A 19,064-nucleotide genomic window follows, 5' to 3' on the forward strand; every position below is an offset into this window, starting at 1 on the left:
ACTTGGATGAAATTGTCAGGTGATCAAACGATGAAAACTTCCCGTTATTCAGCGACTCAAAAATGGCTGCATTGGGTCTCGGCCATCGTCATTCTGTGGTCATTGCTGTCCGGCTTCTACGTAGCTGTGTTTACTGTTCCTGAATCGGTCAAAGCGTGGGTCGGGTTCTTCAAGGTGTCATTGACCGCCCTCTATATCCCCGTATTTGTCTTGAGGGTTTATTGCTCCTTTACCCACGGTCTGGATGCATTCGTCAAACGTTCGCCGCAGGAGTGGCTGGCGCTCTTGGTTCATAAGGCTATGTATGGGGTATTGGGTGTGGTGCTGGTGACTGGCGTGTTGATGATGGATCGTGCGATCAATATCTTTAATCTGGTCTTCATTCCACCGTTCGACAGTGACCCGGCCGAGATTGCCGCGTTCACTCGCGTGCATGTCTTGTCCTGCGTGGTATTGCTGCTGGTGCTGATGGCGCATATCGGCGCGGTTGTTCTGCATGAGCTTCGGGGCAATCGGGTGATGGCCAGGATGTCGTTCGCCGAGGACCTCAGGCTGAGGCCAGCGGCGGCAACTTCGCCAGCTTCAACGCCACCAGCAAGGCGCCAACCAACAGAGCGACGATGAACGCGCCAATCCCGTTCCAGCCGGCAAAGTGCCAGAAAAAGCCTCCCGCCGTGCCGGCAATACTCGACCCCACATAGTAACAAAACAGGTACAGCGAAGACGCCTGCCCCTTGGCCTTGACCGCGCGGCGGCCGATCCAGCTGCTGGCCACCGAGTGGGCGCCGAAGAATCCAAACGTGAACACCAGCATGCCCGGCACCACCAGCCACAGCGATGTGAACAGGGTCAGGGCCATGCCGGCGAGCATCAGCACGATGGTGCCCCATAGCACGCGGCGGCGGCCGAGGCGGTCGGCCAGGGAGCCGATCTTGGCCGAGCTGTAGATGCCCGAGAGGTACACCACTGACAGCAGGCCGACCACCGCCTGGCTCAGATCGTAGGGGGAGGCCAGCAGGCGATAGCCGATGTAGTTGAACATCGTCACGAAGGCGCCCATCAGCAGGAAGGCTTCGAGAAACAGCCACGGCAGGCCGGCGTCCTTGAAGTGCATGACAAAGCCGTCCACCAGGCTGCGTGGCTTGAGGCTGCTGGCGCGGAAGTTGCGCGATTCGGGGAGGATCTTCCAGAACACCGTGGCAGCGATCAATGCCAGGGCGCCGATGATCAGCATTGCAGTGTGCCAACTGACGAAGTCGATCAACACGCCGATGATCAGGCGCCCGCTCATGCCGCCAATCGCGTTGCCGCCGATGTACAGGCCCATGGCCAGGCCGATGTGCTGCGGGTGGATCTCTTCGCTGAGATAGGTCATGGCCACGGCGGCCAGGCCGCTCAAGGACAGGCCCACCAGTGCGCGCATCAACAGGATGCCCTCCCAGCTCGGCATCAAGCCGCTGGCGATGGTGGCCAGCGCCGCACAGAACAACGCCGCGACCATCACCGGCTTGCGCCCCAGCCTGTCGGATATCGGCCCGGTGATCAGCAGGCCGCAAGCGAGCATCGCGGTCGCGACGGACAGAATCAGGCTGCTTTGCGCCGCATTGATGGAAAACTCATGGGACAGCGCCGGCATCATCGGCTGTACGCAATACAACAGGGCGAACGTGGCGAAGCCGCCGGAAAACAGCGCGAGCACGGTGCGCATGAACATCGGCGTGCCTTTTTCGATGTACGCGCCGTTGAGCTGCGCCACCACGTCATCAAGGGCTGAGGGCGGGGTGTGTTGGGCAAGTGGAGCAACAGCAGGATTCACGAGGGACCTCGGGGAGGAAAGTCTGCCAGGACTGACAATACGAAAAAGAATATAGCTGGCTAATGATTCTTTCCAATATATTGTTCGACCTGTTTGATAGCTTTTACGACCTAATGAGGCTTGCATGGAATTTCGCCATTTGCGCTACTTCATCGCCGTTGCCGAAGAGCTGCACTTCGGCCGCGCCGCGCAGGTGCTGGGCATCTCGCAGCCGCCCCTGAGCCAGCAGATCCAGGCGCTGGAACACGAGCTGGGCGCACGCTTGTTCGAGCGTACCAATCGTCGGGTCGAGCTGAGCGAGGCCGGGCGTTTGTTCTTGCAAGAGGCACGGCTGGTGCTGGCCCAGGTCGACAAGGCGGCAGATGTGGCGCGGCGTGCGCAGTTGGGGGAACTGGGTGAGTTGAAGATCGGCTTCACCTCGTCTGCGCCGTTCAACGCCAGCATTCCCAGGGCGATCTTTGCCTTCCGCCAGGCGTTCCCGGCGGTGCATCTGAACCTGCAAGAAATGAGCAGCACCCAAGTGGCTGAGTCGCTGGTGGATGAGTCGATCCAGGTCGGGCTGATGCGGCCTTTGCCCTTGCCGGACTCGTTGAGCGTGGTCGAGCTGATGCGCGAACCCTTGGTCGCGGTACTGAGCGCCGGCCACCCGTTGGCGCAAGGCAGTGAGCGCGGCCTGCACCTGGCACAGTTGGCCGAAGAGCCTTTTGTGTTCTTCCCGCGCAGTTACGGCAGCGGTCTGTACGCGCAGTTGCTCAACCTGGCCCGCGACGCCGGGTTCAGCCCACACTTTGCCCAGGAAGCGGGGGAGGCGATGACCATCATCGGCCTGGTAGCGGCGGGGTTGGGGGTGTCGGTATTGCCGGCGTCATACCAGCGCATCCGCATCGATGGCGTGGTCTATCGCACCTTGCTGGACCCAGAGGCGATGACAGCGGTATGGCTGGTACAGCGCAAGGGCGCGCAAACGCCGATGGCGAAGGGGTTTGTGGAGTTGTTGACGCGTAGGGCGTCGGTGTAGGCCGGGTCACATATCAGGTAACGCAACCAGCTTAGTTATTTGCTCTAAATTTGCGCAAAATCGCTTTTTTCAGGCGAGTGGATACGGATGGCACTTCTCTATCAGCCCAAGGAGGGCAGCGTGTTGATTTGTGATTTTCGTGGCTATGAGGTGCCGGAAATCATCAAGATTCGACCCGTTATTGTGATACGCAAACACCGAACCAATAAGCTGCTCGTAACGGTGGTCCCCCTGAGTACTACCGCTCCACAGCAGATGCTGGAGCATCATTTGCAGCTTGATAGCCACCTTCACGGAGCGAACCCGAGCTGCTGGGCTAAATGCGATATTGTCGCGACAGTAAGCTTGGGCCGATTGGACCGAATCAAAAGTAAAGATCGTCATGGCAAACGAACTTACAAAATAGCCGAACTTACCCATGATCAGTTTTCGGCGATAAAAGCGGCGGTGCGCAGCGCGCTTGGGTTGCGATAAAGCGGGATACGGATGGGCGGCGTTTTGCCACTGATTGCAGGTAATCTGTTTTCAGGCATACTGGCCGAGTTCCCGAAAGGGGCTTGTGAGACTCTGAGGATCCTGGGTAACCAGCCATCGCAGAGCCAGGCAGGAAGCGGCGATGACAAGCCAACCTGTTTGTGAAGAGGGCGCCGAAAGGCGCCCTTTGTCGTTTCTGGCCTTACTGCATTCCGGCCGAGCGCAACCCCGCCAGAATATCCCGATCCAGCATGCTCACCCAACGGTTGTAGTTGCGATGGATCTTGCCGTCCTTGTAGCCCAGGTCGCGGCTGTCGCGGTAGGTGATGGCGTAGCTGTTGCGGGTGTAGCGGATGTCGATGGCGGCGTAGAACTGGCCGCGCACGGTGATCTCGGCCTGCACCAGTTGCGGGCTCAGCCGTTGTACCGTCCACTCGCGTTTTTGCAGAGCGGCGACGATCACTTGCTTCATCTTTTCTTCGCTGACCTGGCTCGTGGTCGGCAACTGGTGCTGGGTGTTGAGCACCGGTTTGCTGGTGCACCCGGCGGTGGTCAGCAGGGCCAGGGTGATCAGGGTAGCGCGTAGCAGGGAAGACATTCCGTTTTCTCCAGTCGATTAAAAAGTCAGGCCCAGCGGCGGAAGATCAACGAGGTGTTGACGCCGCCGAAGGCAAAGTTGTTGTTCATCACGTAGTCGTTGTGCATCTGGCGAAAGCCACCTTGCAGGTAGTCCAGCTCGCCGCATTGCGGGTCGACCGCGTCCAGGTTGAAGGTGTGCACGTACTGGTCGCGGTTCATCATCTCGATGCTGAACCACGATTCCAACGCCCCGCACGCACCCAAGGTGTGCCCCAGGAAGCTTTTCTGCGAACTGATCGGCATACGGCTGCCAAACAGGCTGCTGGTGGCCAGGGTTTCAGCGATGTCGCCCTGATCGGTGGCCGTGCCGTGGCCGTTCACGTAGCCGATGGCGGACGGTTCAAGACCTGCGTCTTCCAGGGCCAGCTCCATGGCGCGGCGCATGGTTTTCTGTTCCGGACGGGTGGTGTGCTGGCCGTCGGCGTTGCTGCCGAAGCCAACCAGTTCAGCGTGAATATGCGCGCCCCGCGCCAACGCGTGCTCCAAGTCTTCCAGCACCAACATGCCGCCACCTTCACCGATCACCAGACCGTCGCGGCCGCTGTCGTAGGGACGCGGGCTGGTTTGCGGCGCATCGTTTTTCAGGCTGGTGGCGTACAGCGCATCAAACACCATGGCTTCGGTGGGGCACAGTTCTTCTGCGCCGCCGGCGAGCATCAACGGCAAGCGCCCGAACTTGATCGCCTCATAGGCGTAGCCGATGCCCTGGCTGCCGCTGGTGCAGGCGCTGGAGGTGGGAATCAGCCGGCCCGTGAGGCCAAAGAAGATGCTGATATTCGCCGCTGTGGTGTGGGGCATCATGCGCACATAGGAGTTGGCATTGAGCCCCTCGGCCACCGAGTTGAGCAGCATATTGCCGAACGCCTTGATCTCATCGGTGCTGCCGGTGGACGAGCCACAGGCCACGCCCATGCGCCCGTCCTTGATCGACTCGTCACCGAGCAAGCCGGCGTCCTGCAAGGCCTGTTCCGCCGCCCACACGGCCAGGCGCGAGACGCGACCCATGCTGCGCAGTTGCTTGCGCGTCCAGTGAGCGGGCACGACGAAATCGTCGATAGGGCCGGCCAGGCGCGTGTTCAATTCGGTAAAGCGGTCCCACTCATCCATGCGCCGGATGCCACTGCGGTTGGCGCGAAAGTTCGCGGCGATGGTGTTCCAGTCGCTGCCCAGGGAGGTCACGCCGGCCATGCCGGTGACGACGACGCGCTTCATCAGCACAAGCCTCCGTTCACGGCCAGCACCTGGCGCGTGATATAGCCGGCTTCAGCCGACATCAGGAAATTCACCGCGCCAGCCACCTCTTCCGGCGTGCCCATGCGTTGGGCCGGGATCATTTTCATCAGTTCTTCTACCGGCACGTTTTCATCCAGCATCGCGGTGTCGATCAGGCCCGGCGCCACGCAGTTGACGGTAATCTTGCGCTTGCCCAGCTCGATGGCCAGCGCCTTGGCTGCGCCAATCAAGCCGGCTTTGGACGCGCTGTAGTTGACCTGGCCGCGGTTGCCGATCAGCCCGGACACCGAGGTGATGCACACGATGCGCCCGGCGGCGCGGCGGCGAATCATCGGCATCATCACCGGGTGCAACACGTTGTAGAAACCATCCAGGTTGGTGCGCATCACCACATCCCAGTCGTCTTCCGACAAAGCAGGAAAGGCGCCGTCGCGGGTCAGGCCGGCATTGAGCACCACGCCGTAATAGGCGCCATGCTGCTCCACATCGGCCTCAAGGATCTCTTTGCACGCAGCGCGATCTGCCACGTCGAACTGCAGCACGCGTGCCTTGCGCCCCAGGGCTTGGACCTCGAGCTGTACCGCGTCGGCTTCGGCCCGACCGCTGCGGCAATGCAGCACGATGTCATGGCCGGCCTGGGCCAGGCGCAAGGCAATGGCGCGGCCGATGCCACGGCTGGAGCCGGTGACCAGTACGGATTCAGTCATGGCGTTTCGTCCTTCGATTCATCTAAATAGTTGGCCGCCTGGGGCGGTCGAAATACGTTCAAGCGCGCGCTGGCCTGGATGCCGTCGCCGGTGAGGTGGCATTCGAACACACCCATGCCGTTGTCGTCTTCCAGGGAGCGCAGGCCGTGGATGTTCAGTTCGGCGCCGGCCGGGAAGTGTTCCACGTTGCACTCAAATTTACGTGTGCCCAACAGGAAACCCAGCTCCACGGCCTTGCCTTGCTGGCGCGCATGGCAACCGGCATAAGCGGCGACGCTTTGCGCCATCAGCTCGATACCGACCCAGGCCGGCAGACTGCCGTCGGCACGGTTGAACAGGCCGCCGGACTTGACGGTGACGCGGGTGTGGATCTGCTCTTCATCGAACGACAGCACCTGGTCGATCAGGATCATGTCGCCCGCATGGGGCAGCAGTTCGGCAAGTGGCCAATCGATCATGGGGCCTCTGCGATTATCAGGCTGACATTGTTACCGCCGAAGGCAAACGAGTTGCTCATCAGGCAGGGTTTTTTCCAGGTGTCGCCGCTGCGCACCCATTGCAACGCGGGCAGCGCCGGGTCGGGGTGGCCGTCCCATACGTGGGGTGGCAACAGGCGATGGGTGAGGCTCAGCCAACAGAACGCGGCTTCCAGGGCTCCGGCCGCGCCGAGGGTGTGGCCGGTCATGGGTTTGGTCGACGAACAGGCCACGCCGCCGGGAAACAGGCTGGCGACCGCCAGGCTTTCCATGGCGTCGTTGTGTTGGGTCGCGGTGCCGTGCAGGTTCAGGTAGCCGATCTGCTCGGGCGAAAGCTTCGCGCAGGCTAAGGCCTTGCGCATGGCCAGCAACGCGCCCTTGCCGCTGGGCTCGGGCGCGGAGATATGGTGCGCGTCGCAACTGGCACCGCTGCCCAGCAAGGCTATGGGGGCCGGCTCGCGGCTCATGAGGAACAGCACCGCCGCTTCACCGATATTGATGCCGTTGCGGTTCACTGAGAACGGATTGCAGCGCTCGCTGGAGACCGCCTCCAATGCGGTGAAACCGTTCAGGGTCAGCTTGCACAGACTGTCCACGCCGCCACAGATCACTGCATCGCACACCCCCAGGTCCAACAGGCGCTGGGCGCTCATCAATGCTCGGGCGCTGGAGGTGCAGGCGGTGGAAATCACATAGGCCGGGCCGCTCACGTTCAACCAATCGGCGAGGAAGTTGGCCGGGGCGCTGAGTTCCTGTTGCTGGTAATCGTAGTCAGCGGGGAACTGCGTGTTCTGCAGGTAATGGGCAATGCCACGGCTGGCTTCGTCAATGCCCGAGGTGCTGGTGCCGAGCACAATCCCGACCCGGTCAGGGCCGTAGGTCTGGACGGCCTGACGGATCTGATCTTCGATCTGCAGCGCCGCCTCCAGCAGCAACTGGTTATTGCGGCTGCTTTGCTCTGCCAGTTCCGGGGGCAGGCTTGCCAGTTCGCCGCGTACGGCGGCCACGGGCACCACCCGCTCCGGCACCCAGCCGCTTTCGGCGCGCATCCCTGAGCAGTCGCCGGCAAACAGATTGCGGCTGACTTCGGCCTGGCCGCGGCCAAGGGCGCAGATCACACCGAGGGCATTGAGGTAGGCGGTCATCGGCTGGCACCCAGCGGGGTGATGCGGTAACTCAACGGCTGGTCGGCCATGTTCACGCTGAACACCTGGGAAGACTGATAGACGATCTGCCAGTGGCCCGGCAGCGTACGCGTCAGGTCCATCGCCTGGGCAGTGGGATACAACGTCGGTACGTCACCGGGCGAGGTCAGGGCAAACAGCAGCGCGGCGAACAGCGTGCGCGCCTGGGGATTGGGCGGCAGCAAACCGTCCGCCTGCCACTGCCCATCGAGCAGTTTCTGCCGGGCCAGGGGAATGCCCAGCGGGTCCATCATCGACCAGCGAATCGCGCGGCCTTCGCGCTGGATCACCAGCAGCCAATCCTGGCTCTGGCCGTCCGCCAGGCGCTGCACATGCAATTGCATCGGCAAGGCCAGGGCGGGGATTTTTTCCGGCAACGGTGCCTGGCTGGCGCAGGCGCTCAGCAGCAACAGGCAGCCCATTAACAGCTGGCGCATCATGGGGCGGCGGTCTCCAAAGGTTTGCGCGCGACGCAGTTGACCAGGGTTTCCTCACGCTGGCCCACCGGCGGCGCCTTGCGCAGGCCCCAGCGTTCCAGCAGGCCGAAGTCGCTGGAACGGCTCCACCACAAGTAGGGGTACGAAATGTTCTGTGCACCGAATTCAAAGCCCTGCTCGCGCAGCATCTCCAGGTACTCTTCGGCGCTCTTTTGCACATGCATCGGGTGGCGGAACAGCCAGCGAATCACCCAGGTGTCGATGTAGGCTTCGGTGGACTCGGCAAACAGCAAATAGCCGCCCGGCTTGAGCACCCGATAGAACTCCTTGAGTGCGCGATGTTGTTCCACCAGATGATGGAAGGTCTGGTGGCAGAACAGGATATCGACACTGGCATCCGGTAGGTTGAGGGTAGCGCAGTCGCTGCCGATCAGCTCGACGTCCAGGCCCAGGCGCACGGCTTCTGCGCGGCTCAGTGCCAGGCTGTGAGGATCGGCATCCAGGCCGATCAGGCGCGAAGGCGCAAACACCTGATGCAGCAACTGGAAGGATTTGCCCTGGCCGCAACCGGCATCCAGCAACACCGGCGCCACCGGCAGCGGCTCGCTGAACAGGCTGCGCAGGTCGTTGATCGCCACGCGCAGCACGTGATGCTGCCAGGTGTGGCTGCGCAGGAACCAGAAGCCGAACTTGGTTTCTTCGACGTAGTTTTGACTCAGGTAGTTTTTTTCAACCCCAGGGCTGCTCATACCGGCTCACTCGCACAGATTTGCGACAGCATCCGCAAGCGCCGCTTGGGCTCGCTGACGAACGGGTTGCGTTCATCCCAGGCGTAACCGGCCAGGATAGAGCTGATCATGCGGCGAATCTCCGGTGAACTGCCAGGATGGAAAATCACGTCCTGGAACGTGCCCGCATACCAGCCCTCGACGTAGCAACGGAAGGTATCGACACCGCGCTTGAGCGGTTCGGCGAACTCGGTTTGCCAGTCCACCGTTTCGCCGTTCAATTGGCGGTGCAGCACCGCTGCGGCCATGCTGGCTGAACGCATGGCGATGGTCACGCCGGAAGAGAATACCGGGTCGAGGAATTCCGCCGCGTTACCCAGCAGCGCAAAGCCTGGACCGTGCAGGGTTTTGACGTTGGCCGAGTAGCCGCCGATGGTGCGCGCCGGGGTGTCCCATACGGCGTTTTGCAGCACGGTGGACAGGCTTGGCGTTTCATCGATGAAGCTGCGCAGGCAGGCGTCGAGGTCGTTGTCGGCGCCCTCGAAATGCTCCTTGGCCGCGACCACGCCCACCGAGCAACGGCCGTTACTGAACGGGATGGTCCAGAACCAGATATCGCGCTTGGTCGGGTGAGTGGTCACCAGGATTTTGCTGCGGTCAAAGCCTGGGTGTTCGATACGGTCTTCGACGTGGGTGAACACGGCCTGGCGCAGCGGGAAATTCGACGGTGCTTCCAGGTCCAGCAGGCGTGGCAACACGCGGCCATAGCCGCTGGCATCGAGCACGAACCTGGCCTTGAGGTGGTACTCGCTGCCATTCTGGCGGCGCACATGCAAATACCGGCTCTCGGCAGAAAAATCCACGCCGACAATGGTTTGGCCATAGCGGATTTCCACGCCTTGCAGTGCCGCCTGGTCGGCCAGCAATTTGTCGAACTCGCCGCGCTGCACCTGGAAGGTGGTGGGCTTGCCGTTGCTGAAGGTGTCGCTGAAATCAAAGGCACTGTAGCGCTCGCCCCAGGCGAAGGCCGCGCCGGTTTTTACCTGGAAGCCTGCAGCTTGCACAGCGTCGAGCATGCCGGCTTCTTCGATAAAGTCGATGCAGTGCGACAGCAGGCTTTCGCCAATCGAGAAACGCGGGAAATGCTCGCGCTCGATGATCAATACATCATGCCCTTTGCGCTTTAACAGCGCGGCCGCGATGGCACCGGAAGGCCCGGCACCGATCACCACCACCTGGCGACGCTCCATTTCAACTATAGGCACGAGGGCTCCTTGCCGCATGGGCGATAATCGCATTCATAAGGTGTGTTTCTGTTGGCCGGCCCAGGGCGCCAGCATAAAGCTGAACGCCAGGCCCAGGCTGACCGACAAGCCGAAATTGCTCACGGCCGGTGTACTGGAGACCGCCAGCAGGCCGAACGACAACCAGGTCGTCAGTGCTGCCAGCAGTGTTCCCAACAGGCTGACGGCAGGGCCGCCGATCTGCTCGCGCATCAAAATCGCATAGTCGACGCTGATGGCCGTGACCAGCAACAGGCCAAACAGGCTGAACAGGGTCAGTGGCTGGCCCAGCCAACCGAGGCTGGCCAGGCTACACAGCGCGGCCAGCAGCGGCAGGGCGACGATACGCAAGGCGCCGCCAAAGCCGAAGGGCGCAATCAGCAACAGCACGATCAGCACGCAAGACAGCAACTTCAATTCGGCAGCGCTGATCTGCGTGTCGGCAAACACCCGGTTCAAGTCACCCAGGCGATCCACCAACTGCACGCCGGGCAAGTCCAGTGCCTGCACCCGCAGCAGCGCCGGGTTGTTCAAGCCTTGCAGGCTGACCATGGCCGCCACGCCGCCGTCCACCGGGCCCAGCCACAGCGTGCGCCAGGGCTCGGCCAGCGGGCCTTGCAGTGCGGCGTCGATGTCTGCGGTAGGCAGCGCCTGCAACTGCGCCACTTCGGCTTGCAGGGCGCTGAGGGGCACGCCGAGGTCCAGTAGCGGTTGCCAGTGTGGCGCCAGGTTGTTCAGCGCCTCGCGCAGCTGTTGTTGTTCGGCGGGGAGGTTGACCAGTTGATTGAGCGCCAGGTAGCCCTGGAGCTTGTCCATCTGCACCAACTGATCCAAGCGTTTACCCAGGGCGGCCTGGCGCTCCAGCAACTGCTGCTGATTGTCCGCTCGCACCAGGAAAAACTGGCTGGTGGGCTGGAACCCGGTGATGCGCGCCACGGCCTGGGCTTGCTGCAGCAACTGCGGCGGCGCACCGATCCATTGGCGGATATCGTTTTTAGTGTTCAGTTGCCACAGGCCCGCAGCACAGAACAGCAGCACCCACACCAGCAGTACCGAACTGGGCACGCGTTTGAGCAGGGCCGTGCGCAGCTGCCACAGGCTTTGGGCGACACGCAGCGGCCATTGCGCCGGGCGCAGTTCCACGCCCTTGAGCAGCGCGGGCAACAGGCACACCGCACACAAATAGGCACCGACCAAACCGGCAGCCGAGAACACCGCAATCTGGGTCAGCGCCGGGAACGGTGTCCAGGCCAGCGCCAGGTAGCCGATGCAACTGGTGGCCAGGCTCAGGCTTAGGCCCGGCAGGGTCAGGCGCAACGCCGGCCAACTGCGCCACGGCTGCAGGCTCCAGCTTTTGGACAGGTAGTGCAGTGGGTAATCCACCGCCACGCCGATCAGGCTGGAGCCCAGCACCAGTGTCATCACATGCATATGCCCAAACAGCGCCACACACGCCACCGCGCCAAACAGCATGCCCACCAGCACCGGCACGAAAGCCAGCAACACCCGCCAGCGTCGGAACGCCAGCAGCAGCAATAACAGGATGCCCAGGGTGGCGCCGCCGCCGACCCAGGTCATTTCCCGAGTGGCCTGCTGTTGCCCGTTGGCCGCATAGAGCAAACCGCTGGCGGCGAGCAGTTGCGCGCCGTGTGCGCTGGCTTGCTCGCGGCTGGCCTTCAGCAAGTCCGCCACTTGCAGCGGCAGCTTCATGTCGAAGGCGTTGCCGGTGGTGCGCGCCCGCAGTAGCACCCAACTCTTGCCGTCGGCATCGGCGATCAAGGCGCCGCTGCCGATGTCCATTTGCACCGCGCCGTGTTGCGGTTGGCTGTTCTGGATGCGCCCGGTCAGGCCGAGCCAATCGTCCTGGCTTGGCACCAGGCTGAAGCCGGTGAAGGGGTCGAACAGCGATTGCACGCGTTGTTGGATGAACGCGTCAGGCTGTTCGATCAGTTGCTCGCGGTCCTTGGCCGAGAGCATCGACAAGCGCCCACGCAGCAGTTGTTCGCGCAGCGCCGGCAAGTCGGCTTGCAGGTTCCACTGCACCTTTTCAAACAGGCCGCTGGCCTGCCAGCGCTCACCCAGTTGCTGCGCCACGGCCACCGCTTGCTGGCGGTCGGCATGCCCCACCAGCACTAGCATTTCGCGGTTGAGCGGCTCTTGCATGCGCTGTTCGGCTTGCAGCTCCAAGGCGTCCGGCGTGCTGCCGGGCACCAGTTCCATCAGGTTGGCCGACAACGGCGCGCCGTCGCGCCATTGCCAGCCTGCCAGGGCCAGCACGGCCACCAGCAGGATCAGGAACAGGCGCGGCAGCAGGCGTTCACTGGGCAAGGTCGTGTTGCTCCGCATCGCTCAGGGGCTGGTCGGCCGTGCTGTCCTGCATGCGCAGCAACGTGCTGTCGCCCTGGGTTTCCAGCAGTTCAATGGTGTGCACCAGCGCGCCGCCGTCGATATTGATCTGGGTGAACACTTGCTTGAGCAGCAGCGAACGCGGGGTCAGCCTGAGCTTCCACTGTTGCGCGTCGCCTTGCAGATGCAGGTCGAAGTCGCGCTGCAGGCCACTGCTGTCGCCCTGCAGTACCGCCAGGAACAAACGATTCTGTTCGGCGCCGGCACTCTTGTCTGGCAGTAGTTGCCAGCCATTGGCATCGCGGCGGGCAATGCCTTGGGAGGTGATGCGGTAGTCCTGGTGCAGCGGGGTTTTCAACAGCCACAGCAGGCCGTGATCCTTGGCGAGCACGAAGGTGCCTTTGCTCACCAACGGCTGGGGCAGGGCACGCAGGTGTTTTTCCTGGGTGAAGTTGCCGTGGATCACGGAGGGTTTGGCAAGCTGATCGCTCAACTGCTGCAGGTCGAAGGCGTGGGCGCTGAAGCTCATCAACAACGCAGCCACTGTAGGAGCGAGCTTGCTCGCGAAAAAACTGAGGGCGCCACGGGGGGGCAGGTGGCCCGCGTTTTTATGGGCGATCTTCGCGAGCAAGCTCGCTCCTACAGGGGATTTCATTTCAGGGCCCTTTCGACGGCGTCGGTGAAGACTTTGGGGGAGGCAAGCTGCATCTCGCGGCTGGCGATTTCCACCGCCACTTGCACGGTGCTGGCGCGGGTCAAGCGCTCGCCGCTGGCCAGGTCGGTAATCAGGTAGTTCACCTTCAAACGGTTCTCCCATTCCACCAGGCTGGCGCGCACGTTGATCGTCTGGCCGAAGGTCGCGCCGCGCACATAGCGTAGCTGCATGTCGATCACTGGCCAGGCGTAGCCGGCTTCGAGCATCGCCGTGTAGTTATGGCCGATCTGGTCCAGCAACGCACAGCGCGCCACTTCCAGGTACTTCACGTAATGCCCGTGCCACACCACGTTCATGGTGTCGATGTCGAAAAACGGCACGAGGATTTCAGTGTCGCTGTGCAACACGCCGGGGCTACGCATGCAGCCTCCAGTGTTGCGCAGCGATGCGTTGCAGGCACAGACGCAGCTCGCCTTCCAGGGCGCGGTCTTCGATGACCGGCGCAAAGTCCTGGGCCAGTTCTGCGTGCATTGCGGCCAATGCTGGTGGCAGCGGCCGTGCATCCTCGGCCTGGGCGCGCAGCCACACGCCCTGGTTGGCGGCGAGCAAGGTCGCGGCGGCGACCTGTTCGGTCAGCTCCAGCACGCGGATGGCATCGCGGGCGGCGATGGTGCCCATGCTCACCTTGTCCTGGTTGTGGCACTCGGTGGAGCGCGAGAACACGCTGGCCGGCATGGTGTTTTTCAGCGCTTCGGCGGTCCAGGCGCTGGTGCCGATCTGCACGGCCTTGAAGCCGTGGTTGATCATCGCGCGGTCAGCCGGGGCGCCTGAGAGGTTGCTCGGCAGGCCATGGTTGTAGCGTACGTCCACCAGCAGTGCGAGCTGGCGGTCGAGCAGGTCGGCAACGTTGGCGACCAGGGTCTTGAGGCTGTCCATGGCGAAGGCGATATGCCCGCCGTAGAAGTGCCCGCCGTGCAGTACGCGTTCTTCTTCAGCGTCGATGATCGGGTTGTCGTTGGCGCTGTTCAGTTCGATCTCGATGAAGGATCGCAGCCAGTTCAGGCTGTCCGCCAATACGCCGAGCACATGGGGGGCGCAGCGCAGCGAATAGCGGTCTTGCAGGCGATGCAGCGGTGCGGTGGGCGCGTCGATGGCCAGGTCCTTGCGCAGCCACGCAGCGACTTGCATCTGCCCGGGGTGCGGCTTGGCAGCGAACAGGCGCTCGTCGAAGTGCTCCGGGTTGCCTTGCAGCGCCACCACATTGAGCGCGGTAATGCGCGTGGCCAATTGCAACAGGTAGTCGGCGCGGGCGAAGGCCAGGCAGGCCAGGCCGGTCATCACGGCGGTGCCGTTCATCAAGGCCAGGGCTTCCTTGGGCCGCAGTACCAGTGGCTCCCAGCCCAGTTCGCGGTGTACTTCTGCTGCCGGGCGACGTTCGCCACGGAACAGCACTTCGCGCTCGCCGGACAAGGTCGCGGCCACGTAGGACAGCGGCGTCAGATCACCGCTGGCACCCACCGAGCCTTCTTCCGGGATCAGTGGCAGCACATCGTTTTCGAGGAAGGCATGCAGGCGTTCCAGCAGTTCCACGCGCACCCCGGACACGCCATGGCACAGCGACTGCAAACGCGCCGCCAGTACGGCGCGGGTGGCCTGGGCATCCAGCAACTTGCCCAGGCCGCAACCGTGAAAGGTGTACAGATGACGCGGCAAGGCTTCGACGTGTTCCAGCGGCACCGCCACCACGCAGGAGTCGCCGTAGCCGGTGGTCACGCCGTAGATCACGCCTTCCTTGTCCAGCAGCGAATCGAGAAACTGCGCGCCCTTGGCGATGCGCTGGCGGTACGCGGTATCGTCCTGCAGGCGAGTGGGCACCTGGCGGTTGGCCAGGGCCAGCACGTCTTCGATGCGCAGGGGGCGTTCACCAAAGGTGATGGGCTCAAGAGGCGTCGTCATCGGTCTTCCAGAAAGGGTAAAAGTTGAACCATTGTTGGGGCGCTTGCAGGCAAAACTGGCCCAGGCGTGCGGCGTAGCGTGCGGTCCACAGGGCGATGACCTGCTCGCGGGTGCTGCGCTTCCATTCGATCACGTCGGCAAAGGGCTCGATGCTCAGGCGATAGCGGCCCTGGTGCTTGAGGCACATCAGCAGATTGACCGGGCACTTGAGCAAGCCCGCCAGCAGCCATGGGCCTTGGGGAAATGCCGCCGTGTGTCCGAGGAAGTCCACGCGCACCGTGCGCCCGCCGTGCAACGGAATACGGTCGCCGGCAATCGCCAGCCACTCGCCGTCGTCCAGGCGCTGGCTGAGCAGCAGCATGGTCGCCGGGTCCAATTCGCTGACCTGAATCAGGCGCAAATGGGTCGCGCCGGCCTCGCCCAGCAGGCGGTTGAAACGCTCGGCGTGCTTGGTGTGCACCAGCACATTCATGGTGACCTGTTCACCGATCTCCGCCAGAGCGCGACACACTTCCAGGTTGCCCAGGTGCGCGCCCACCAGCATCTGCCCGCGTTCCCCCCGCAGTTGGCTGCGCAACTGCGCCGGGTCGTTGATCTCGATTTGCTCCAGGCGCAGCTTGCCGTTCCATACGTCGAGTTTGTCGAGCAGGGAGTCGGCGAAGGCCATGAACTGGCCGAAGACTTTCCGATGGGTGGGCAGCAGGTCATCGCGCCCGCTCCACTGCGCCAGGCGCTGCTGGTATTGCCAGGCGCTGTGGCGTGCAGTGCGGCCGAACAGGAAGAAGTAAAAGACGATGCTGTAGAGCAACGGGCTCAACAGGCGACGGCCGAGGACTTTTACCGCGACCGCAGTGAATTTCATCAGCCAGAAGCTGCCGCGTTCTTCGCGGTCGGCCCAATGCTTGGTGCTGTCGTTCATACCTGCCACCGCCGCCACAGGATCATCGGCGCACGCACCAACATGCCGAAGAACAGGCGTGTGTGCATGGCGCTGATGCGCAGGTTGTCGCGCAACAAGCGAAAGTGCGACAGGCCATCGGCGGGGTAGTGCACTTGGGTCGGCAGCCAGCGCATCGGCTGGTTGCGCCAGGCCAGGCGCACCAGGATGTCCGAGTCGAAATCCATGCGCGTGCCGATGTAGGCCGAGTCCATCAGCGCCAGGGTCGGCGCCAGCGGGTACACGCGAAAGCCGCACATCGAGTCGCGAATCTCAAGCGACAGGGTGTTGATCCAGACCCACACGTGGGTCAGGTAGCGTGCGTACAGGCGGCCCTTGGGCACGCTGTCGTCGTATTCGGGGTAGCCGCAGATGACGGCGTCGGGGTGCTGGCGTGAGGTGTGGATAAAGGTCTCGACTTCGCGCAGGTCGTGCTGGCCATCGGCGTCCACTTGCAGGGCGTGGGTATAGCCCAGGCGCGCCGCTTCGCGGAAACCGGCCATCACGGCACCGCCCTTGCCCTGGTTGCTGGGCAGGGTCAGCAGGGTGACGTTATCCAGCGTCGCCAACTGCGCCAGCACCGCTGCGCAGGCGGCGCTGCTGCCATCGTCGACCAGCAGGCAGGGCAGGCCGCTCTTCAGCACACTGTGGACCACGGCCGGCACGGCGGCTTCGTGGTTGTACACCGGGATCAGGGCGCAGGGGTTATGCATGCGCGGCCTCCAGCACGATCCGCCCGCTTGAGCACGCTGCAACCCCATTGCGATAGGCGAAGTACAGCTTGCTACGCTCCCGATCAAAGCGCAGGTGCAGTTCGATGTGATCGCCAGGGCGCACCAGCTGCTGGAACTTGAGCACTTCCATGCCGGCGAACCTGGTTGGCAGGTCGAGCAACTGTTGGCCCAGGTTAAACGCCCATTCCACCTGCACCACCCCCGGCAATACCGGGGTGACCGGGAAGTGCCCGCTGAAATAGGCCAGGTCCGGTGGGATGCTCAGTTGCAAGGTCCATTCACCTTTGGTTTCGACTTGCGCCAACACCTCGGGCCCCTTGGGGCGAGGCGCCAGCAACAAGGCTTCGATATCGGCCTGGGGCAATTTGCCCTGGCTGTTCAGCGGCAGTTGGCGCAACAAGCGCCAGCGGCGTGGCAAGGCCAGGGCTTCGCAATGTTGGCTCAGGTGCTGGCGCAGGGTTTGGGTGAGCGTGCGTCGGCCCTGGTTGCGCAGGGCATGCAGCCCCGCGTCGGTGAGCACCACTACGGCACCCAGGGACGCACGGTTTTCCTGCACCACGCCCAGGCGGGTGTCGGCCACCCATTCATGGGCGATCAACGCCTGTTCCAGCATTGGCAGGGAGATGCGTTTTTCTTCCAGCTTGACGATACGGTCCAGGCGGCCCAGCAGTTCGAAGCGCCCATCGGCATGCAGGCGAACGGCGTCGGCGGTCTGTTCGACATGCCCTTCGGGCAAGTACTTTGAGGCGATGCGTAAAGCACCGTCGGCATCCTGGCTCAGTTGCACATCGGCAAACGGCTGCCAGGGTTGCGCGCCCTGGCGCCAGGCGATGCCACCGGTTTCCGAGCTGCCGAGGATTTCGGTCGGCCATTGCTGCAAGCGGTCGTAGAGGCTACTCGCGGCGTCAACAGGCAACGCGCCACCGGAGGAAAATACCCGTGCAACCTGGCTCAGTGCCGGCCAGTCGAGGTTGTCGCCCATGCGCTTGAGCAGCGCCGGGCTGGCCACCCAGGCAAATTGCGGGTGCTCACGGCTGGCGCGCTGCATGTCTTCGGGGAACGCCAGTTGCTTGCGCACAAAAATGCGGCCGGCACACAGCGGCCACAACACGCGAAACAGCAAACCGTAGATGTGCTGGGTGGCGACGCTACCGATGATGCAGGCGTCCTTGAGACCTTTCCCCCACAGGGCTTCCAGCGCCTCCACCTCATTGGCCAACTGGCGCAGGGACTTGTCGATGCGCTTGGGCTCGCCGCTGGAACCGGAGGTGCACAGGCTCAGTTGGCAGTTGTCCAGGTCGAGGGCGGCGGCACTCAAGGGCGCTTGATACAGCGCGTCCAGGTCGCTGGCTTCGACCAGCCAGGCATCCACGGCGTCGGCCCAGCGCTGGCGCGTCTGGGGTTGCAGGTCGGCGGGCAGCAGTACGCTCGCACCGGCCCGCCAGGCGCCCAGCAGCGCAATCGCCAGCAGGCCGGCGTCTTCCAGGTGTACGGCCAGGCGCCGGATACCCCGGGCCTGCAGGCCTGCGGCGAGGCTCAGGGAGTGCTCGCACAGTTGCGCGTGATTCATGAGGGGCTCGGCGGTCACCCCGCGATCTTGCAGTGGCTCAAGCAGCAAGTGCTCAAGTTTCAACCCTTTCATACGCGGCCTCGAACCCTTTGTCGTACCAGCCATTCCACGGCAAACAACAGCCCCATCAGCCCGTAGGCGATCAGGCCGTTGTACAACGTCCACCAGCTCAGCGGCGCCCATAGGGTGAGCGCGGCGGCGAGCAGGCCATTACAGAGAAAAAACACACTCCACACCAGGGTGACCCGGCGGGTATACACAACCGCGTGGGGCGGCAGGTGCGGGTCGGTCATGCGCGCCAGGCGCTCGACCATCGGCGGGCCGTATCTCAGGCTCAGGCCGAACAGCGCCAGCATGAACGCACTGACCAGGCTCGGGTACCAACGCAGCCACTGGGGGTTATCGAACCATGCCAGTGCCAGGCAAAACACGATCACCACCACCGCCATCCAACGGCTGCCCGGGCGCCGCGCAGCGGTGAGCGCGCGCAACAGCCACAGGCTGCCCAGCAGCAAGCCGAACTGCCAAGGTGCAAAGTGCTCGGTGCCGTAATACACCGCGAAGGGGTACAGCAGCCCCGCCAATAACAGGCCAAGGCCGATCAACCGGCTCATGCGGCGGGCTGGACCAGACGGTACACCGCCTCTACCACGTCGTTCACCGTGCGTACCGCCTTGAACTCTTCGGCGGCGATTTTCTTGCCGGTCTGGCGCTTGATGTGGTCGATCAGGTCCACGGCGTCGATGCTGTCGATTTCCAGGTCCTGGTACAGGTTGGCGTCGAGGGTGACGCGTTCCGGGGGCAGTTCAAACAGTTCCACCAAGGCGTCGCGCAGGGTGTTGAAGATATCGTCACGAGTTTGCATGGTACG

The 19,064-nt window shown here is 63.2% G+C and carries 21 protein-coding genes; 3 read left to right on the forward strand and 18 right to left on the reverse strand.

Annotated features, from left to right (window positions below):
- The first annotated feature begins 30 nt into the window (after window positions 1-30).
- Window positions 31-624 (forward strand): cytochrome b, encoded by a 594-nt coding sequence (locus BUE92_RS15560; protein WP_073525035.1) that lies wholly within the window; start codon window positions 31-33, stop codon window positions 622-624.
- Here BUE92_RS15560 and BUE92_RS15565 read toward each other — a convergent pair.
- Window positions 548-1,759, reverse strand: coding sequence for an MFS transporter (locus BUE92_RS15565; protein WP_371915191.1), 1,212 nt, complete (start codon window positions 1,757-1,759; stop codon window positions 548-550). The two genes, BUE92_RS15560 and BUE92_RS15565, sit on opposite strands and share 77 nt — an antisense overlap.
- Window positions 1,760-1,940: 181 nt before the next feature.
- Between BUE92_RS15565 and BUE92_RS15570 the strand changes: the two genes are divergently transcribed.
- Both BUE92_RS15570 and BUE92_RS15575 read left to right on the forward strand, forming a co-directional pair.
- On the forward strand, window positions 1,941-2,834 hold the full coding sequence (locus tag BUE92_RS15570; protein ID WP_073524753.1) for a LysR family transcriptional regulator: 894 nt from the start codon (window positions 1,941-1,943) through the stop codon (window positions 2,832-2,834).
- Between the two features lie 87 nt (window positions 2,835-2,921).
- Window positions 2,922-3,308, forward strand: coding sequence for a type II toxin-antitoxin system PemK/MazF family toxin (locus BUE92_RS15575; protein WP_073524756.1), 387 nt, complete (start codon window positions 2,922-2,924; stop codon window positions 3,306-3,308).
- Between the two features lie 202 nt (window positions 3,309-3,510).
- On the opposite strand, the gene BUE92_RS15580 is transcribed toward BUE92_RS15575, so the two are convergent.
- Genes BUE92_RS15580 through BUE92_RS15660 form a run of 17 tightly spaced genes read right to left on the reverse strand, consistent with a single transcriptional unit; the run spans window position 3,511 to window position 19,058 of the window.
- On the reverse strand, window positions 3,511-3,906 hold the full coding sequence (locus tag BUE92_RS15580; RefSeq protein ID WP_073524758.1) for a hypothetical protein: 396 nt from the start codon (window positions 3,904-3,906) through the stop codon (window positions 3,511-3,513).
- 26 nt (window positions 3,907-3,932) lie between these two features.
- On the reverse strand, window positions 3,933-5,159 hold the full coding sequence (locus tag BUE92_RS15585; protein WP_073524761.1) for a beta-ketoacyl-ACP synthase: 1,227 nt from the start codon (window positions 5,157-5,159) through the stop codon (window positions 3,933-3,935).
- Window positions 5,159-5,887, reverse strand: coding sequence for a 3-oxoacyl-ACP reductase FabG (gene fabG, locus BUE92_RS15590; RefSeq protein ID WP_032893932.1), 729 nt, complete (start codon window positions 5,885-5,887; stop codon window positions 5,159-5,161). The genes BUE92_RS15585 and fabG overlap by 1 nt, the downstream gene beginning before the upstream one ends.
- Complete coding sequence (locus BUE92_RS15595) at window positions 5,884-6,345, reverse strand: hotdog family protein (RefSeq protein ID WP_073524762.1); 462 nt, start codon at window positions 6,343-6,345, stop codon at window positions 5,884-5,886. The genes fabG and BUE92_RS15595 overlap by 4 nt, the downstream gene beginning before the upstream one ends.
- Window positions 6,342-7,508 (reverse strand): beta-ketoacyl-[acyl-carrier-protein] synthase family protein, encoded by a 1,167-nt coding sequence (locus BUE92_RS15600; protein ID WP_073524763.1) that lies wholly within the window; start codon window positions 7,506-7,508, stop codon window positions 6,342-6,344. Before BUE92_RS15600 ends, BUE92_RS15595 begins: the two co-directional genes overlap by 4 nt.
- Window positions 7,505-7,987, reverse strand: a complete 483-nt coding sequence (locus tag BUE92_RS15605) for a hypothetical protein (protein WP_073524764.1) — start codon at window positions 7,985-7,987, stop codon at window positions 7,505-7,507. Before BUE92_RS15605 ends, BUE92_RS15600 begins: the two co-directional genes overlap by 4 nt.
- Window positions 7,984-8,733 (reverse strand): class I SAM-dependent methyltransferase, encoded by a 750-nt coding sequence (locus tag BUE92_RS15610; RefSeq protein ID WP_073524765.1) that lies wholly within the window; start codon window positions 8,731-8,733, stop codon window positions 7,984-7,986. The genes BUE92_RS15605 and BUE92_RS15610 overlap by 4 nt, the downstream gene beginning before the upstream one ends.
- Window positions 8,730-9,977 (reverse strand): NAD(P)/FAD-dependent oxidoreductase, encoded by a 1,248-nt coding sequence (locus BUE92_RS15615; protein WP_073524766.1) that lies wholly within the window; start codon window positions 9,975-9,977, stop codon window positions 8,730-8,732. Before BUE92_RS15615 ends, BUE92_RS15610 begins: the two co-directional genes overlap by 4 nt.
- 33 nt (window positions 9,978-10,010) lie before the next feature.
- Window positions 10,011-12,341: an MMPL family transporter gene (locus BUE92_RS15620; protein ID WP_073524767.1), complete on the reverse strand. Its 2,331-nt coding sequence runs from the start codon at window positions 12,339-12,341 to the stop codon at window positions 10,011-10,013.
- Window positions 12,313-12,996: an outer membrane lipoprotein carrier protein LolA gene (locus BUE92_RS15625; protein ID WP_073524768.1), complete on the reverse strand. Its 684-nt coding sequence runs from the start codon at window positions 12,994-12,996 to the stop codon at window positions 12,313-12,315. Before BUE92_RS15625 ends, BUE92_RS15620 begins: the two co-directional genes overlap by 29 nt.
- Complete coding sequence (locus tag BUE92_RS15630; protein ID WP_073524769.1) at window positions 12,993-13,418, reverse strand: acyl-CoA thioesterase; 426 nt, start codon at window positions 13,416-13,418, stop codon at window positions 12,993-12,995. The genes BUE92_RS15625 and BUE92_RS15630 overlap by 4 nt, the downstream gene beginning before the upstream one ends.
- On the reverse strand, window positions 13,411-14,952 hold the full coding sequence (locus BUE92_RS15635; RefSeq protein WP_073524770.1) for an HAL/PAL/TAL family ammonia-lyase: 1,542 nt from the start codon (window positions 14,950-14,952) through the stop codon (window positions 13,411-13,413). The genes BUE92_RS15630 and BUE92_RS15635 overlap by 8 nt, the downstream gene beginning before the upstream one ends.
- Complete coding sequence (locus BUE92_RS15640; protein ID WP_073524771.1) at window positions 14,936-15,871, reverse strand: LpxL/LpxP family acyltransferase; 936 nt, start codon at window positions 15,869-15,871, stop codon at window positions 14,936-14,938. The genes BUE92_RS15635 and BUE92_RS15640 overlap by 17 nt, the downstream gene beginning before the upstream one ends.
- On the reverse strand, window positions 15,868-16,602 hold the full coding sequence (locus tag BUE92_RS15645; RefSeq protein ID WP_073524772.1) for a glycosyltransferase family 2 protein: 735 nt from the start codon (window positions 16,600-16,602) through the stop codon (window positions 15,868-15,870). The genes BUE92_RS15640 and BUE92_RS15645 overlap by 4 nt, the downstream gene beginning before the upstream one ends.
- The gene (locus BUE92_RS15650; RefSeq protein WP_073524773.1) at window positions 16,595-18,265 is read right to left on the reverse strand and encodes an acyl-CoA synthetase family protein; all 1,671 of its coding nucleotides are present in this window, start codon (window positions 18,263-18,265) and stop codon (window positions 16,595-16,597) included. The genes BUE92_RS15645 and BUE92_RS15650 overlap by 8 nt, the downstream gene beginning before the upstream one ends.
- Window positions 18,262-18,807 carry a hypothetical protein gene (locus tag BUE92_RS15655; RefSeq protein WP_073524774.1) on the reverse strand — a complete coding sequence of 182 codons (546 nt, stop codon included), beginning with the start codon at window positions 18,805-18,807 and terminating at the stop codon, window positions 18,262-18,264. Before BUE92_RS15655 ends, BUE92_RS15650 begins: the two co-directional genes overlap by 4 nt.
- Window positions 18,804-19,058, reverse strand: a complete 255-nt coding sequence (locus BUE92_RS15660; protein WP_003187949.1) for an acyl carrier protein — start codon at window positions 19,056-19,058, stop codon at window positions 18,804-18,806. Before BUE92_RS15660 ends, BUE92_RS15655 begins: the two co-directional genes overlap by 4 nt.
- Window positions 19,059-19,064 lie beyond the last annotated feature (6 nt).

It is taken from the genome of Pseudomonas fluorescens, assembly GCF_001902145.1.
In the GTDB taxonomy this organism is placed as follows: domain Bacteria; phylum Pseudomonadota; class Gammaproteobacteria; order Pseudomonadales; family Pseudomonadaceae; genus Aquipseudomonas; species Aquipseudomonas fluorescens_BV.

What these genes read in the sequence shown, in the direction of transcription:
- BUE92_RS15655 (WP_073524774.1), bottom strand. Translation starts at nt 18,807, where the DNA reads ATGAGCCGGTTGATCGGCCTTGGCCTGTTATTGGCGGGGCTGCTGTAC.
- BUE92_RS15660 (WP_003187949.1), bottom strand. Translation starts at nt 19,058, where the DNA reads ATGCAAACTCGTGACGATATCTTCAACACCCTGCGCGACGCCTTGGTG.
- BUE92_RS15650 (WP_073524773.1), bottom strand. Translation starts at nt 18,265, where the DNA reads ATGAAAGGGTTGAAACTTGAGCACTTGCTGCTTGAGCCACTGCAAGAT.
- BUE92_RS15640 (WP_073524771.1), bottom strand. Translation starts at nt 15,871, where the DNA reads ATGAACGACAGCACCAAGCATTGGGCCGACCGCGAAGAACGCGGCAGC.
- BUE92_RS15625 (WP_073524768.1), bottom strand. Translation starts at nt 12,996, where the DNA reads ATGAAATCCCCTGTAGGAGCGAGCTTGCTCGCGAAGATCGCCCATAAA.
- BUE92_RS15605 (WP_073524764.1), bottom strand. Translation starts at nt 7,987, where the DNA reads ATGATGCGCCAGCTGTTAATGGGCTGCCTGTTGCTGCTGAGCGCCTGC.
- BUE92_RS15585 (WP_073524761.1), bottom strand. Translation starts at nt 5,159, where the DNA reads ATGAAGCGCGTCGTCGTCACCGGCATGGCCGGCGTGACCTCCCTGGGC.
- BUE92_RS15635 (WP_073524770.1), bottom strand. Translation starts at nt 14,952, where the DNA reads ATGACGACGCCTCTTGAGCCCATCACCTTTGGTGAACGCCCCCTGCGC.
- BUE92_RS15620 (WP_073524767.1), bottom strand. Translation starts at nt 12,341, where the DNA reads ATGCGGAGCAACACGACCTTGCCCAGTGAACGCCTGCTGCCGCGCCTG.
- BUE92_RS15595 (WP_073524762.1), bottom strand. Translation starts at nt 6,345, where the DNA reads ATGATCGATTGGCCACTTGCCGAACTGCTGCCCCATGCGGGCGACATG.
- BUE92_RS15570 (WP_073524753.1), top strand. Translation starts at nt 1,941, where the DNA reads ATGGAATTTCGCCATTTGCGCTACTTCATCGCCGTTGCCGAAGAGCTG.
- BUE92_RS15600 (WP_073524763.1), bottom strand. Translation starts at nt 7,508, where the DNA reads ATGACCGCCTACCTCAATGCCCTCGGTGTGATCTGCGCCCTTGGCCGC.
- BUE92_RS15580 (WP_073524758.1), bottom strand. Translation starts at nt 3,906, where the DNA reads ATGTCTTCCCTGCTACGCGCTACCCTGATCACCCTGGCCCTGCTGACC.
- BUE92_RS15560 (WP_073525035.1), top strand. Translation starts at nt 31, where the DNA reads ATGAAAACTTCCCGTTATTCAGCGACTCAAAAATGGCTGCATTGGGTC.
- fabG (WP_032893932.1), bottom strand. Translation starts at nt 5,887, where the DNA reads ATGACTGAATCCGTACTGGTCACCGGCTCCAGCCGTGGCATCGGCCGC.
- BUE92_RS15610 (WP_073524765.1), bottom strand. Translation starts at nt 8,733, where the DNA reads ATGAGCAGCCCTGGGGTTGAAAAAAACTACCTGAGTCAAAACTACGTC.
- BUE92_RS15575 (WP_073524756.1), top strand. Translation starts at nt 2,922, where the DNA reads ATGGCACTTCTCTATCAGCCCAAGGAGGGCAGCGTGTTGATTTGTGAT.
- BUE92_RS15645 (WP_073524772.1), bottom strand. Translation starts at nt 16,602, where the DNA reads ATGCATAACCCCTGCGCCCTGATCCCGGTGTACAACCACGAAGCCGCC.
- BUE92_RS15630 (WP_073524769.1), bottom strand. Translation starts at nt 13,418, where the DNA reads ATGCGTAGCCCCGGCGTGTTGCACAGCGACACTGAAATCCTCGTGCCG.